Origin of the sequence: Pantoea jilinensis, assembly GCF_019104105.1 — a bacterium.
Lineage (GTDB): Bacteria > Pseudomonadota > Gammaproteobacteria > Enterobacterales > Enterobacteriaceae > Pantoea > Pantoea eucalypti.
Window position 1 is genome coordinate 2,912,724 of record NZ_CP077746.1, and the last position, 15,380, is coordinate 2,928,103.

Here is a 15,380-nt window from a genome sequence, read left to right on the forward strand (position 1 = left end):
GTCGCTCTCCTTATCCCCGAACCGGCTGCGTGGTTGCCGTGATCTGCTCATGATGATAATGCCCGGTTTTCAGGCTGCTCGGCCCAAGGCGGGCGAATTTGAACATCAGGTACATCTCAGCCACCAGGAACAGCGTGTAGAGTCCGCAAATCAGGATCATCGAGAACAACAGATCGCCTACAGTCAGAGAAGAGTTCGCCACCGCAGTCGGCAGAACTTCACCGATAGCCCAGGGCTGACGACCATATTCCGCGACGAACCAGCCGGATTCGATTGCGATCCACGGCAGCGGGATACCAAACAGCGCCGCTTTCAGTAACCAGCGATTTTTACCGATGCGGTTACGCAACACGCTCCAGAACGCCAGCGCGATAATGCCCAGCAGCAGAACACCACACAACACCATGATACGGAAGGCGAAATAAAGCGGGGCAACACGCGGGATAGAGTCCTGCGTCGCCTGTTTGATCTGCGCTTCTGTCGCATCCGCCACATTATCGGTATAGCGTTTCAGCAGCAGACCGTAACCGAGATCCTGTTTGTGACTGTTGAACGCGTCCCGTACCGCCTGATCCTGACTGCCACCGCGCAGTTCATTCAGCAAGGCGTAGGCTTTCATGCCGTTCCGGATGCGCACCTCATGCTGTGCCATTAACTCTTTCAGGCCCGTCACCGGCGTATCCGTGGATCGGGTGACGATCAGGCCCAGCAGCCAGGGGATCTGAATGGCGTACCGGTTCTCCTGAGTGGCCTGATCGGGCAAGCCAAACAGGGTAAAGGACGCTGGCGCTGGCTGGGTTTCCCACTCCGCTTCAATCGCGGCCAGCTTGGTTTTCTGCACGTCACCCATTTCGTAACCAGACTCATCACCCAGCACGATCACTGACAGCACCGCCGCCATGCCAAAGCTGGCCGCGATAGCGAACGAGCGTTTAGCAAAGGCGAAGTCGCGGCCTTTCAGCATGTACGAGGCACTGATGCCCATGATAAACATCGCGCCTGTGGTGTAACCGGCCGCGACGGTGTGAACGAATTTCACCTGTGCCACCGGGTTCAGCACCAGCTCTGAGAAGCTGACCATCTCCATGCGCATGGTTTCAAAGTTGAACTCTGAAGCGATAGGGTTCTGCATCCAGCCGTTGGCGACCAGAATCCACAACGCAGACATATTCGAGCCCAGGGCGACCAGCCAGGTCACCGCCATGTGCTGCACTTTACCCAGCCGATCCCAGCCAAAAAAGAACAGGCCGACAAAGGTCGATTCCAGGAAGAACGCCATCAGACCTTCAATGGCGAGCGGCGCGCCGAAGATATCGCCGACGTAGTGAGAGTAATATGACCAGTTTGTCCCGAACTGAAATTCCATGGTCAGTCCGGTAGCGACACCCAGCGCAAAGTTAATACCAAATAACTTGCCCCAGAACTTCGTCATATCTTTATAAATTTGTTTACCGCTCAGGACATAGACCGTTTCCATGATCGCCAGCAGAAACGCCATACCCAGCGTTAAAGGGACGAACAGAAAATGGTACATCGCCGTTAAGGCAAACTGTAACCGCGACAGCTCGACGATATCTAACATAAGGACTCCTTGCTCCTCGCTTTGTCTCCGTCACGCGCGCGATCAGATCGAACGTAATCGGAGTCAGGAACGACTGTTTATTGATTCCAGTTTTTTATTACCAGCAGAACAGGTCTGTGAGCTGCCCGAAAAGGCGAGTAACGAATGAAGCAGCTCTGAAAAATGTCAATCAGCGCTTTATTAACGGCTGCTTTAACAGGAGAAAAGTGGGTGTCATCCCGGGTTGAGCAGTCGTATGAAAATTTGTGTAAAAGGCTGGATTGATGCAGCGCAATTTACGCCCTTAGCGTTGCGCTTTGCCAGAGATATAGTTGGATATAAAACGTGATTTATTGATCTGGATTAACGTAATAAGTTTCCAGATAGAGCTGGGTCAGTTTCCTGTTAAAAAATTGTCATTAATGAAATAAGACGTGAAGAAATAGTTTACCTTTGCCACTTTTTCTTAACGTGATAAACGGTGAGCAGGTTATTTAACAACGTATTCTTCGCTTTCACTGCCAGCATTATGCCCGTTGATAACGGACATAAAAAAAGCCACCCGAAGGTGGCTTAGTTTCAGATGACGCTGACTTATTTGGCCGGTAATACGGCTTTAACTGCATCACCGATATCAGCCAGGCTGCGAACGGTTTTCACGCCTGCCGCTTCCAGCGCAGCAAATTTCTCATCTGCTGTGCCTTTACCACCGGCAATGATGGCGCCTGCATGGCCCATACGCTTGCCTTTTGGCGCGGTTACGCCAGCAATATAGCCCACAACCGGTTTGGTCACGTGCTCTTTAATGAAGGCTGCGGCTTCTTCTTCAGCGCTACCGCCGATCTCACCGATCATCACGATAACTTCAGTCTGTGGATCATCCTGGAACATTTTCAGAATGTCGATGAAGTTAGAGCCTGGGATCGGGTCACCGCCGATGCCGACGCAGGTTGACTGGCCGTAGCCGATGTCAGTGGTCTGCTTAACCGCTTCATAGGTCAGCGTACCTGAACGCGATACGATACCAACGCGGCCCGGCTGGTGAATGTGGCCCGGCATGATGCCGATCTTACATTCGCCAGGGGTGATAACACCCGGGCAGTTTGGACCGATCATCCGCACGCCTGCTTCATCCAGCTTCACTTTCACGGTCAGCATATCCAGGGTCGGAATACCTTCGGTGATGGTGATGATCAGTTTGATGCCCGCTTCGATCGCTTCCAGGATGCCATCTTTACAGAATGGTGCGGGGACATAGATCACGGTGGCAGTTGCGCCCGTCACTTCTACGGCTTCGCGCACGGTATTGAACACCGGCAGGCCGAGGTGAGTCGTGCCGCCTTTGCCTGGCGTCACGCCGCCAACCAGTTGGGTGCCGTAAGCCAGCGCCTGCTCAGAATGGAAAGTCCCCTGGCCACCGGTGAAACCCTGGCAAATGACTTTGGTGTTTTTGTCGATCAGAATGGACATTATTTACCCTCCGCGGCAGCAACAACACGCTGTGCGGCGTCTGTCAGGCTGGTTGCTGCAATGATGTTCAGACCGCTGTCCGCCAGTTTCTGGGCGCCCAGCTCGGCGTTGTTACCTTCCAGACGTACCACTACTGGCACGTTCACACCCACTTCAGCCACTGCGCCGATGATGCCGTCGGCAATCAGGTCACAGCGTACGATACCGCCGAAGATGTTAACGAAAACGGCTTTAACCGCATCGTCAGACAGGATGATTTTGAAGGCTTCGGTTACGCGCTCTTTGGTCGCGCCGCCGCCGACATCAAGGAAGTTGGCTGGCTGACCGCCATGGTGCTTAACGATGTCCATGGTACCCATCGCCAGACCTGCGCCGTTAACCATACAACCGATGTTGCCTTCCAGCGCAACATAGTTCAGTTCCCACTGTGTCGCATGTGCTTCACGTGGATCTTCCTGGCTTGGGTCGCGCATTTCACGCAGTTCTGGCTGACGGAACAGGGCATTGCCATCGGCACCCAGTTTACCGTCCAGGCAGATCAGGTCGCCCTGCTTGGTAATCACCAGCGGGTTGATCTCAACCATCGCCAGATCGCGCTCCAGGAACAGTGTCGCCAGACCCATGAAGATCTTGGTGAACTGACCAACCAGCTTGCCAGTCAGGCCAAGTTTGAATGCCAGCTCACGGCCCTGGTAAGGCTGCGGACCGGTCAGCGGATCCAGCGCCATTTTATGGATCAGGTGCGGGGTCTCTTCCGCCACTTTTTCAATTTCCACACCGCCTTCAGTCGACGCCATGAAAATGACGCGACGCGTTGCGCGATCGACCACAGCGCCCAGATAGAGCTCCTGGTCGATATCGGTCGCTGCTTCAACCAGAATCTGGTTTACCGGCTGGCCGTTTGCATCTGTTTGATAGGTCACCAGGCGTTTGCCCAGCCAGTTTTCAGCAAAGGCGCGAATCTCTTCTTTGCTGTTAACTACTTTCACACCGCCCGCTTTACCGCGGCCACCGGCATGAACCTGACATTTAACTACCCACGGGCCTGCGCCAATTTTAGAGGCAGCTTCTTCCGCTTCACGTGGTGTAGTACAGGCGTAACCCGTTGGTGCAGGCATGCCATACCGTGCAAACAGTTGTTTCGCCTGGTATTCGTGTAAGTTCATGATGTTCTATCCATTCAGGTCTGAAAAGAGTATTGAGGTTGGGCGCGCCAGGCGCGCCCGGTGAAAATCAGACATCCAGCAGCAGGCGCGCCGGATCTTCCAGCATCTCTTTCACTGCAACCAGATAACCAACTGATTCACGGCCATCGATCAGACGGTGGTCGTAGGAGAGCGCCAGATACATCATTGGCAGCACTACAACCTGACCATTGACCGCCATCGGGCGATCCTTGATGGCGTGCATGCCCAGGATGGCGCTCTGCGGTGGATTGATGATCGGGGTAGACATCAGTGAACCAAAGACGCCGCCGTTGGTAATGGTGAAGTTACCGCCGGTCAGATCTTCCACTGTCAGCTTGCCGTCACGGCCTTTCACTGCCAGCTCTTTGATTTTCTTCTCGATGTCCGCCATGCTCAGCGCATCAACGTCACGCAGGACTGGCGTAACCAGACCACGTGGTGTAGAGACCGCAATGCTGACGTCGAAGTAGTTGTGGTAAACCACATCTTCTCCATCGATAGAAGCGTTCACTTCCGGATAGCGTTTCAGCGCTTCAACAACCGCTTTGATGTAGAAGGACATAAAGCCCAGACGCACACCGTGACGCTTCTCGAACGCCTCACCATACTGCTTGCGCAGATCCATGATGGGCTTCATGTTGATTTCGTTGAAGGTGGTCAGCATCGCGGTGCTGTTCTTCGCTTCCAGCAGACGCTCGGCAACGCGCTTACGCAGACGCGTCATCGGCACGCGTTTTTCGCTGCGGTTAGCCACTGGCTGCTGCGCGGTAGCCGCATCAGCAGCAGGTGCTGCCGCTTTAGCAGCCTGCGGCTTGTTGGCCAGGTGTTTTTCAACATCTTCACGGGTCAGACGTCCGCCAACACCGCTGCCTTTAATCTGAGAGGCGTCGAGATTGTGCTCTGCAATCAGGCGGCGGATAGCCGGGCTGAGCGCATCGTTGCTCTCTTCTTCCAGTGACGCAGTCTGACGCTGAGCCGGGGTAGACTCTTTGCTTTCAGACTTCGCGCTGCTCTCTTTACCGGCGCTATTGCCCTCTTTCAGACGACCCAGGATCTGGCGGGAGGTAACAGTGGCACCCTCATCTTCCAGAACGGCTTCCAGGATACCGTCAGCAGAGGCTGGTACTTCCAGCACCACTTTATCGGTTTCGATTTCGACCAGCACTTCATCGCGAGTGACTGCATCGCCTGGTTTTTTGTGCCAGGTTGCCACTGAGGCATCGGCAACCGATTCAGGCAGGTCGGGAACGAGAATATCTACGCTACTCATTATCTTTCCTTTTAATTAATTAACGTTCAGCGCGTCATTAACCAGGTCTTGCTGCTGTTGTTGGTGTACGGACATGTAACCCACGGCCGGTGAGGCGGAGGCCGGGCGGCCTGCATAACGTAAAGTGGCACCAAATGGCACAACTTCACGGAAATGATGCTGGCTGCAGTACCAGGCGCCCTGATTCAGTGGCTCTTCCTGACACCAGACAAAATCCTGTACGTGAGAATACGCTTTCAATGCTTCCTGAACCGCTTGATGCGGGAACGGATAAAGCTGTTCGATGCGCACGATAGCCACATCGGTCTGCTCATTTTTACGACGCTGCTCAAGCAGGTCGTAATACACTTTACCGGAGCACAGTACGACGCGTTTAACGCCCTGCGGATCCAGATCATCGACTTCACCAATCGCAGGCTGGAAGCTGCCATTCGCCAGTTCATCCAGCGTGGAAATAGCCAGCGGATGGCGCAGCAGAGATTTTGGTGACATCACAATCAGTGGACGACGCATACCGCGCAGCGCCTGACGACGCAGCATATGGTAAACCTGTGCGGGTGTAGACGGCACGCAAACCTGCATGTTCTGCTCAGCGCAAAGTTGCAGATAACGCTCCAGACGCGCAGAGGAGTGCTCCGGGCCCTGACCTTCATAACCGTGCGGCAGCAGCATCACCAGGCCACACATACGGCCCCATTTCTGCTCACCGGAACTGATGAACTGGTCAATAACAACCTGTGCACCGTTGGCGAAGTCACCAAACTGCGCTTCCCAGATGGTCAGGATGCGCGGCTCTGCGGTGGCGTAGCCATATTCAAAGGCCAGTACCGCCTCTTCTGACAGCACGGAGTCCCACACTTTGAACTGACCCTGACCACTGTGCACATGATGCAGAGGGGTATAGGTTGAGCCGTTCGCCTGGTTATGAACCACCGCATGACGGTGGAAGAAAGTACCGCGACCGGTATCTTCGCCCGACAGGCGAACCGGAATACCTTCATCAACCAGCGTGGCGTAGGCCAGGTTTTCCGCGCCGCCCCAGTCGAAGGCCTTTTCGCCTTCAGCCATCAGACGACGGTCGTTATAAATCTTGGCAACACGCGACTGCACTTCCACCTCTTCAGGCACCTGGCTGATACGCAGCGCCAGTTCCTTCAGACGTTTCATGTCGACCTGCGCCGGATAAGGCTCATCCCACTCATGATTCAGATAAGGTGACCAGGTAAAGGAGTGGAGACTCATTGGACGCCATTCCGGCACCACGCACTCGCCCGCATCCAGCGCGTCACGGTAGAGATTGACCATTTCGGTCGCATCTTCCTGCGTGGCAACGGCTTCACCTTCCAGACGGTCGGCATAGATTTTGCGCGGCGTCGGGTGTTTTTTGATTTTCTGATACATCAGCGGCTGGGTCGCACTTGGCTCATCCGCCTCGTTGTGACCATGACGGCGATAGCAGACCAGATCGATAAACACATCACGCTTAAAGGTGTTGCGGTAATCGAGCGCCAGACGGGTCACAAACGCGACCGCTTCCGGGTCGTCAGCGTTAACGTGGAAAATCGGTGCCAGCACCATTTTGCCGATGTCGGTGCAGTAAGGGGTAGAACGCGCATCTTTCGGGTTGGACGTTGTAAAGCCAACTTGGTTGTTGATAACGATGCGAACCGTACCACCCACTTCATAACCGCGCGCCTGTGACATGTTCAGGGTTTCCTGAACCACGCCCTGACCAATCACGGCCGCATCACCATGAATGGTGATCGGTAAAACTTTATTGCTGGCTGGCTCATCCAGACGATCCAGACGGGCACGCACAGAACCCATAACCACCGGGCTGACGATCTCCAGGTGTGACGGGTTAAACGCCAGCGCCAGGTGAACCAGGCCGCCTTCGGTTTCCACGTCAGAGGAGAAGCCCATGTGGTACTTCACGTCACCGGTGCCCAGATGTTCTTTATGCTTACCGGCGAACTCGTCGAACAGATCCTGCGGCTTTTTGCCCAGCACGTTGATCAGCACGTTGAGACGACCACGGTGCGCCATACCCAGTACCACTTCACGGGTACCGCTCTTGCCGGCGTGACGAATCATTTCGCGCAGCATCGGAACCAGCGCATCGCCGCCTTCCAGCGAGAAGCGTTTGGCACCCGGGAATTTCGCCCCAAGGTATTTTTCCAGCCCTTCTGCCGCAGTCAGCTCTTTCAGGAAACCTTTTTTCTCTTCGTTGCTGAACGCTGCACGGCCCGCAACCGACTCAAGACGCTGCTGGATCCAGCGTTTTTCATCGGTGTTGTTGATGTGCATATATTCTGCACCAATCGAGCCGCAGTAAGTCTGCGTCAGCGCCTGGAAGAGATCGGCCAGCTTCATGGTGTCTTTGCCAATGGCAAATGAACCTACGTTAAAGCTTTCCTGAAAATCGGCCTCGGTCAGGTCGTGAAAAGCGGGATCGAGATCGGCGACACGGTCCTGTTTCCACAGGCCGAGCGGATCAAGATTGGCATGCTGATGACCGCGGAAACGAAACGCGTTAATCAGCTGCAGCACTTTCACTTGCTTGGAGTTGGTTTCCGGATCGGAGACAGATGAGGTGTAACGAGATGCATCTTTCGCCAGGCGACGGAAGTACTCACGTGTGGTGGAGTGAAACTGCTCAGGTTTCATTCCGGTGCCCGGTAACTGCTGGAACATCGAGCGCCACACTGCATCGACAGAGTCAGGATCGGTCAGGAAATCCTCATAGAGCTGCTCTATGTAAGACTGATTCGCGCCGGCCAGCCAGGAAGAGTCCAGCCAGGGCTTCATCGCGCTGTTCTGCATTGTGATCCCTTAAGCATTGCTATGCTTTTTTGAGGTTTCATTTGTTGCCGCTTTCGCGGTTTGCCGTAGTGAGTTCAGCGATACGAGCACTTTGCGCAGCGCGCGTGGCCCGTAAGGGAACCTTTGTAAACGTGGTAGTCACCGCGCTTACAGAGGCTTCCGTAAAACACCGGGAACCTGAGGTTCCCGGCGGAGATAACTTATGCGCCGCGCTGCAGCAGCATCGACTTGATATGGCCGATGGCGCGCGTCGGGTTAAGCCCTTTCGGACAGACACTCACACAGTTCATGATGCTGTGGCAGCGGAATACGCTGAAAGCATCATTCAGATTGTCGAGACGCGCTTCGGTTTCCGTGTCGCGGCTGTCAATCAGGAAGCGGTATGCTGCCAGCAGGCCAGCAGGACCGATGAACTTCTCAGGGTTCCACCAGAAAGATGGGCATGAGGTTGAGCAGCAGGCACAGAGAATACATTCATACAAACCATCCAGGTGTTCGCGCTCATCCGGTGACTGCAGATGCTCACGTGCTGGCGGGTTCTCGCCATCATTCAGCAGGAAAGGCTTAATTTTCTCATACTGTGCATAAAACTGGCTCATGTCTACGACCAGGTCACGCACTACCGGTAAACCTGGCAGCGGACGGATAACAATTTTCTGTTTGCCGTTGCCCAATGCCGAGACGGGCGTAATACAGGCCAGTCCGTTTTTACCGTTCATGTTGAGGCCATCAGAGCCGCAGACGCCTTCGCGGCAGGAGCGACGAAACGCCAGCGTTGGATCTTTCTCTTTCAGGCGAATCAGCGCATCCAGTAGCATCATGTCGCGACCGTCTTCCGACTCCAGGGTGTAATCCTGCATGCGCGGCTTGTCATCGACGTCCGGATTGTAGCGATAAATTGAAAACTCAAGTCTCATGATCGTCTCCGAAATTAGTAGGTACGCACTTTCGGCGGGAACGCCGCGCGCAGTTTCGGCTGCATGTTCACCTCACGGCGCGTCATGCTTTCGGTTTCCGGGACATAAAGACTGTGGCACAGCCAGTTTTCATCATCACGATCCGGGAAGTCGAAGCGACTGTGTGCACCGCGGCTCTCGGTGCGATAGTTAGCCGCTACCGCCGTGGCAAAAGCCGTCTCCATCAGGTTATCCAGCTCAAGGCACTCAATACGCTGCGTATTGAAATCTGGTGAGCGGTCATCCAGACGCGCTGACTTCAGACGCTCGCGAATCTCTTTCAACTCTTCCAGACCCTGCGCCATTGCGTCGCCTTCGCGGAATACAGAGAAGTTGTTCTGCATGCAGCGTTGCAGCGCTTTACGAATCTCAACCGGATCTTCACCGGTAGTATTTTTTTCCCAGCGGTTGAAGCGCGCCATCGCCACGGCGATTTCATCTTCAGAAGCATCGCGCAGGTCGCCCTGCTCCTGAATACTTTCCAGCAGATGCAGACCGGCCGCACGACCAAAGACCACCAGGTCGAGCAGTGAGTTACCGCCCAGACGGTTGGCACCATGGACCGATACGCAGGCAATTTCACCGACGGCGAACAGGCCTGGAATTACCACATCTTCGCCCTGCTCATTCACGCGCAGTGCCTGACCGGTCACTTTGGTCGGAATACCGCCCATCATGTAGTGACAGGTTGGGATAACCGGAATCGGCTCTTTAATCGGATCGGCATGGGCAAAGGTGCGAGACAGCTCAAGGATGCCTGGCAGACGTGACTCAAGCACCTCTTTACCGAGGTGATCCAGTTTCAGCTTCAGATGCGGACCCCACGGGCCATCACAGCCGCGACCTTCACGGATCTCAATCATCATTGAACGCGCAACCACGTCGCGGCCCGCCAGATCTTTGGCATTCGGCGCATAACGCTCCATGAAGCGTTCGCCATGTTTGTTCAGCAGATAGCCGCCTTCACCACGACAGCCTTCTGTGACCAGCACGCCCGCACCGGCGATACCGGTTGGGTGGAACTGCCACATCTCCATATCCTGCACCGGCACGCCCGCACGCAGTGCCATACCGACGCCGTCACCGGTGTTGATATGCGCATTGGTGGTGGACTGGTAAATACGGCCTGCGCCGCCGGTTGCCAGAATGGTCGCTTTCGCTTTGAAATAAACGGTTTCGCCGGTTTCGATGCAGATTGCGGTACATCCAACGACTGCGCCATCGGCATTTTTCACCAGATCCAGTGCATACCACTCAGAGAAGATGGTGGTTTTGTTTTTCAGGTTCTGCTGATAAAGCGTGTGCAGCAACGCGTGACCAGTACGGTCAGCTGCGGCCGCGGTACGTGCCGCCTGCTCGCCACCGAAATTCTTCGACTGACCACCAAACGGACGCTGATAAACACGACCATCTTCCAGACGCGAGAAAGGCAGGCCCATGTGCTCCAGTTCCAGAATCGCTTCCGGGCCGGTTTTGCACATATATTCAATCGCGTCCTGGTCACCGATGTAGTCGGACCCTTTGACGGTGTCGTACATATGCCATTCCCAGTTATCTTCATGGGTATTACCCAGCGCAACGGTAATACCGCCCTGCGCAGATACTGTGTGGGAACGGGTCGGGAAAACTTTAGATAACAGAGCGCAGGTCTGGCCGCCCTGGGAGATTTGCAGTGCGGCCCGCATTCCTGCTCCACCTGCGCCGATTACCACGGCATCGAACTCTCTGATTGGCAAACTCATTTACACACCCCACACCACAACAAAGCCATAAATCGCATACCACAACAGCGCCACGACAATCACAAACTGCAACAGCAAGCGAACCGGCAGCGATTTGACGTAGTCTGTTAACACCTGCCACATCCCGATCCAGCCGTGGACCAGAATGGAGAACAGCGTCAGCAGCGTGAACACTTTGGTGAATGCGGACGCGAAGAAGCCACGCCACAGGTCATAGGTCAGCGTGTCTGTCATCACAACGAAACCGAGGATGTAGACGATGTAGAGCGTAATGAGGATTGCCGTTGCCCGCAGCAGCAGCCAGTCCTGAATGCCGTTGCGACCCAACGCGGATGCATTGCTTACCATACGAGGACTCCCGCCAGAATTGCCAGCACGACAGTGATCACAAAAGTCATATGAGCGGAACGCTTACCTGATTCCAGCGTTTCGGCCAGATAACCAAAATCCATCAACATATGACGAATCCCGCTCACCGCGTGATAGGCCAGCGCCGTTAAAATGCCCCACATGATGAACTTCGCGAAGAAGCCGTCCATGATGGATGCAGCGTGCTGGAAACCTTCAGGAGAAGAGAGAGAGAGACCGAGTAGCCACAGCAGGATGCCAATAGCAACCAATGTGATTACGCCGGAGACGCGGTGAAGAATGGACGTTATTGCAGTAACGGGAAACCGGATCGTCGAGAGATCCAAGTTGACAGGTCTTTGTTTTTTCACGGTTTTGCCCACACAGCTCTTTTTTATTTTGCTTCCTCCGGACCTGAGGCGGAGTCTAATCACAACGCGTGGCAGACTTTAACCGTCACCAATAAAGCAACATCCAGTGTTAATTGACGCGGTAGTAAACGCTGGGTGGCTCCTGGTGTCAGGGTGTTCCGGAGACCTGCCTGGAGTATAGGAGGATCACATTCTGATTACAATTCCCCTACAAACTCTTTGGTATATTTTAGGTAGAACAGTGATCATACTCACGATTTTCACAATTGATACAATTTTAATTATCTGATTTGACAATAGTTCAACAATTCAGTTACAAACTAAGCCTATAAATTCCTATGATGCACAAAAGTTATGGGGATACACTTTCCCCTAAGCGCAAGTTATGTAACATTGCGATAATGAGCTTTAAAAAGCATCAGGTTATTGGTTACCAAGAAGTTATGTCCTGACCGGATCTTTAACAACCGCGATATGCAGCATGTCCATGGCTCACCGGTTCCCGCTGGGAACGCGCCGCTCACTCTGTACCCTGCACCCGCTTTATCCCCGCAGAGTGATACTGTGTAGTTTTGCCAACCGCAACATGAACGCGTTTCAGGTGTCTAAAGATCCTTACCTACATAAGGCGCTATGGAGACGAAAATGACAGATAAAAAAGTAACGCTAACCCTGCAAGATGGAACATCTATTGAACTGGACGTGCTGAAAGGTACGCTGGGCCAGGATGTGGTTGATGTCCGCGCTCTGGGTTCAAGTGGCCTGTTCACCTTCGATCCCGGTTTTACGTCTACTGCGTCCTGCGAATCTGCCATCACCTTTATTGATGGTGATGAAGGTATCCTGCTACACCGTGGTTTCCCTATTTCTGAGCTGGCGACCCACTCTAACTATCTGGAAGTCTGCTACATTCTGCTGAATGGCGAAGCACCGAACCAGAAACAGTTTGATGAGTTCCGCACCACTGTTACCCGCCACACCATGATTCATGAGCAGATTACCCGCCTGTTCCACGGCTTCCGTCGTGACTCACATCCGATGGCGGTTATGTGCGGTGTTACGGGTGCTCTGGCTGCGTTTTACCACGATTCGCTGGATGTAAACATTGAGCGCCACCGCGAAATCGCGGCATTCCGTCTGCTTTCCAAAATGCCGACCATGGCAGCAATGTGTTACAAATATTCTATCGGCCAGCCATTTGTTTATCCTCGCAACGACCTCTCCTATGCCGGTAACTTCCTGCACATGATGTTTGCTACCCCGTGCGAAGAGTACAAAGTGAATCCAGTGCTGGAACGCGCCATGGACCGCATTTTGATCCTGCATGCTGACCATGAGCAGAACGCCTCGACGTCGACCGTACGTACCGCGGGTTCAAGCGGCGCGAACCCGTTTGCCTGTATCGCTGCCGGGATCGCCTCCCTGTGGGGACCGGCGCACGGCGGTGCCAACGAAGCGACCCTGCGTATGCTGGAAGAGATCAGCACCGTCGAGCACATCCCGGAATTTGTTAAGCGCGCCAAAGACAAAAATGACTCATTCCGTCTGATGGGCTTTGGTCACCGCGTGTATAAAAACTACGATCCACGCGCAACCGTGATGCGAGATACCTGCCATGAAGTGCTGAATGAGCTGGGTATGAAGGATGACCTGCTGGAAGTGGCGATGGAGCTGGAACACATTGCGCTGAACGACCCGTACTTTATCGAGCGTAAACTCTATCCAAACGTGGACTTCTACTCCGGTATCATTCTGAAAGCGATGGGTATTCCATCCTCCATGTTTACGGTGATCTTCGCGATGGCCCGTACTGTTGGCTGGATTGCACACTGGAAAGAGATGCACGACGAAGGCATGAAGATTGCCCGTCCGCGTCAGCTCTACACCGGTTATACCGAGCGCGAATTCAGTTCACAGCTGAAGAAGTAAGATTCGGAGGGCGGAGATCTTTCCTCTCCGCCTTATGCTGTTTTAAAGACAGGGCAGTTGGTTTTGATACCGCGCCTGCGCATGAAACACGGTCAGATCGGAAAGTCGCTTAAACCCTCCCTGGCCGCTCGTCCCGCGCCGTCCCTGGCGCGGGACGCTTTCCTCCTCTGACCATGCTCCCTGCGCGTTAAGCTATTTTATTGCTATAAGATTCACACGGGCCTGGCTCTGTCAGCCGTAAGAGCATTTTACCCTTTTGACTTTACTGTCTATCTCTGACACCCCGGACACCAGTAAAACGGCCGTGATGACAGCGTGCCCTTCTCAATCACCGTGCCACAGCGCCGGCATTGCTTGCCCTGCCGATGAAACACCTCAAACTGAAACGCCGCTTCCTCATGATATTTCTTCATGGTTCCACGCATCCGATAAGCATGACGCGGCACTGACAGCAGCGCCTCGCTGAAAGCAGTCAGCTGATCGTCACTGAGATCCTGCGCCCGATGATTTGGCAGCAACTGCGCCAGCCAGAGAATCTCGGCACGCAGGTAGTTTCCCAGCCCGGCCAGAAAAGCCTGATCCAGCAGCAGACCACTGAACTGACGCCGCCGGAAACGGGGTGACAGCAGCCGCTCTCGCACCTCATCAACCGTCAGCGCGCTGTTCAGCACATCCGGTCCGATGCGGGTCAGAAACGGATGCGCCGCCAGCGTATCAGCGTTGAGCAGTTCAATATCTGAGGCGCTATAAAGCAGAATCGCTTTGCCCTTTGTAGCCAGCCGCACCCGCAACTGACGCGTGGTATTGAGTTCGGTATCGGGTTTTACAATACGCCAGACACCATAAAGCTGGTTATGACTGTAAAGCGTCAGTCCATTGCTGAAATGTGTCAGCAGCGCTTTTCCCCGCGTCTCAATCGCCTGCACCTGCTCACCAATCAGTGAAGGTTCATAGGTCTTGAGCTGAGGAAACGCAAACCACGCTTCCGTTAAGGGCTCACCCACAATGGCGGCTTCAAGCTTATCCGCCACGCGGCGAATTTCCGGTCCTTCTGGCATCGTTCTTCCTCTTAATGGGTGGCGCCGCCAGCCTGTTTAATATCTTCGCCGGTCTCCAGCGTCACCTTCACCGCAATCTCCAGCGCCTGAATAATGGTCGCGACCGCCATGCTCGGCGCACCAGGATGTTGCGCGGCCTGTTCAGGCAGGTAAGGAATATGAATAAAGCCACCCCGCGCCGGACTCCCTTGCTGCTCAAGCCAGTGAAGCAGGCCATACATCACCCGATTGCAGGTAAAGGTCCCGGCGGTCTGTGAGACCGACGCGGGGATCCCCGCGTCGCGCACTGCCGCCACAATCGCTTTGATGGGCAGACGGGAAAAATAGGCTGCCGGGCCGCCTGCCACAATCGGTTCGTCTACAGGCTGCTGGCCGGCGTTGTCCGGGATGCGGGCGTCATCGACATTGATACCGATACGTTCCACGGTAATGTCGCTGCGACCGCCCGCCTGCCCGACTGACACTACCGCGTCCGGTTTAACCTCTTCCAGTGCCTGATTCAGCACATTAAGTACCTCACTGAATACCACCGGCAGCTGTCGGATGACGATCGTCGCTCCGCCAATCTTTTTGCCTTCCAGCGCGCGCACCGCTTCCCACGAGGGATTAATCGTTTCACCGCCAAAGGGTTCAAAAGCGGTCATCAGGACAGTTTTCATGCAGCC

The 15,380-nt window shown here is 54.5% G+C and carries 12 protein-coding genes; 1 reads left to right on the forward strand and 11 read right to left on the reverse strand.

The window, feature by feature from the left end; translation table 11 throughout:
• Positions 1-10 precede the first annotated feature (10 nt).
• The 9 genes from cydA to sdhC form a co-directional block, all read right to left on the reverse strand.
• Positions 11-1,582 (reverse strand): cytochrome bd-I ubiquinol oxidase subunit I, encoded by a 1,572-nt coding sequence (gene cydA / locus KTJ90_RS13740; protein ID WP_499025011.1) that lies wholly within the window; start codon positions 1,580-1,582, stop codon positions 11-13.
• A gap of 573 nt (positions 1,583-2,155) precedes the next feature.
• A complete protein-coding gene (gene sucD, locus KTJ90_RS13745; RefSeq protein ID WP_438477136.1) occupies positions 2,156-3,031 on the reverse strand; it encodes a succinate--CoA ligase subunit alpha in 876 nt (291 codons plus the stop codon).
• Positions 3,031-4,197, reverse strand: coding sequence for an ADP-forming succinate--CoA ligase subunit beta (gene sucC, locus KTJ90_RS13750; protein WP_003853151.1), 1,167 nt, complete (start codon positions 4,195-4,197; stop codon positions 3,031-3,033). Before sucC ends, sucD begins: the two co-directional genes overlap by 1 nt.
• Before the next feature lie 67 nt (positions 4,198-4,264).
• Positions 4,265-5,488 (reverse strand): 2-oxoglutarate dehydrogenase complex dihydrolipoyllysine-residue succinyltransferase, encoded by a 1,224-nt coding sequence (gene odhB, locus KTJ90_RS13755; protein ID WP_003853153.1) that lies wholly within the window; start codon positions 5,486-5,488, stop codon positions 4,265-4,267.
• Positions 5,489-5,503: 15 nt separating this feature from the next.
• A complete protein-coding gene (sucA, locus tag KTJ90_RS13760) occupies positions 5,504-8,311 on the reverse strand; it encodes a 2-oxoglutarate dehydrogenase E1 component (RefSeq protein WP_003853155.1) in 2,808 nt (935 codons plus the stop codon).
• Between the two features lie 200 nt (positions 8,312-8,511).
• Positions 8,512-9,228, reverse strand: a complete 717-nt coding sequence (locus tag KTJ90_RS13765; RefSeq protein WP_003853156.1) for a succinate dehydrogenase iron-sulfur subunit — start codon at positions 9,226-9,228, stop codon at positions 8,512-8,514.
• 14 nt (positions 9,229-9,242) lie between these two features.
• Entirely contained in the window at positions 9,243-11,009 is a 1,767-nt protein-coding gene (sdhA, locus tag KTJ90_RS13770) for a succinate dehydrogenase flavoprotein subunit (protein ID WP_499025016.1), read from the reverse strand.
• Entirely contained in the window at positions 11,010-11,357 is a 348-nt protein-coding gene (sdhD, locus tag KTJ90_RS13775; RefSeq protein ID WP_008925023.1) for a succinate dehydrogenase membrane anchor subunit, read from the reverse strand.
• A complete protein-coding gene (sdhC, locus tag KTJ90_RS13780) occupies positions 11,351-11,740 on the reverse strand; it encodes a succinate dehydrogenase cytochrome b556 subunit (RefSeq protein WP_033742984.1) in 390 nt (129 codons plus the stop codon). The genes sdhD and sdhC overlap by 7 nt, the downstream gene beginning before the upstream one ends.
• 633 nt (positions 11,741-12,373) lie before the next feature.
• Between sdhC and KTJ90_RS13785 the strand changes: the two genes are divergently transcribed.
• Positions 12,374-13,657, forward strand: coding sequence for a citrate synthase (locus KTJ90_RS13785; protein ID WP_003853167.1), 1,284 nt, complete (start codon positions 12,374-12,376; stop codon positions 13,655-13,657).
• Positions 13,658-13,926: 269 nt separating this feature from the next.
• Here KTJ90_RS13785 and nei read toward each other — a convergent pair whose 3' ends face one another.
• Together nei and pcp are read right to left on the reverse strand one after the other, a co-directional pair.
• Positions 13,927-14,715, reverse strand: coding sequence for an endonuclease VIII (gene nei, locus KTJ90_RS13790; RefSeq protein ID WP_499025020.1), 789 nt, complete (start codon positions 14,713-14,715; stop codon positions 13,927-13,929).
• A gap of 11 nt (positions 14,716-14,726) precedes the next feature.
• Positions 14,727-15,374, reverse strand: coding sequence for a pyroglutamyl-peptidase I (gene pcp / locus KTJ90_RS13795; RefSeq protein ID WP_008925020.1), 648 nt, complete (start codon positions 15,372-15,374; stop codon positions 14,727-14,729).
• Positions 15,375-15,380 lie beyond the last annotated feature (6 nt).

Bases quoted from the DNA above. Each gene is read 5' to 3' on its own strand.
- cydA (WP_499025011.1), bottom strand. From the start codon at position 1,582: ATGTTAGATATCGTCGAGCTGTCGCGGTTACAGTTTGCCTTAACGGCG.
- sucD (WP_438477136.1), bottom strand. From the start codon at position 3,031: ATGTCCATTCTGATCGACAAAAACACCAAAGTCATTTGCCAGGGTTTC.
- sucC (WP_003853151.1), bottom strand. From the start codon at position 4,197: ATGAACTTACACGAATACCAGGCGAAACAACTGTTTGCACGGTATGGC.
- odhB (WP_003853153.1), bottom strand. From the start codon at position 5,488: ATGAGTAGCGTAGATATTCTCGTTCCCGACCTGCCTGAATCGGTTGCC.
- sucA (WP_003853155.1), bottom strand. From the start codon at position 8,311: ATGCAGAACAGCGCGATGAAGCCCTGGCTGGACTCTTCCTGGCTGGCC.
- KTJ90_RS13765 (WP_003853156.1), bottom strand. From the start codon at position 9,228: ATGAGACTTGAGTTTTCAATTTATCGCTACAATCCGGACGTCGATGAC.
- sdhA (WP_499025016.1), bottom strand. From the start codon at position 11,009: ATGAGTTTGCCAATCAGAGAGTTCGATGCCGTGGTAATCGGCGCAGGT.
- sdhD (WP_008925023.1), bottom strand. From the start codon at position 11,357: ATGGTAAGCAATGCATCCGCGTTGGGTCGCAACGGCATTCAGGACTGG.
- KTJ90_RS13785 (WP_003853167.1), top strand. From the start codon at position 12,374: ATGACAGATAAAAAAGTAACGCTAACCCTGCAAGATGGAACATCTATT.
- nei (WP_499025020.1), bottom strand. From the start codon at position 14,715: ATGCCAGAAGGACCGGAAATTCGCCGCGTGGCGGATAAGCTTGAAGCC.
- pcp (WP_008925020.1), bottom strand. From the start codon at position 15,374: ATGAAAACTGTCCTGATGACCGCTTTTGAACCCTTTGGCGGTGAAACG.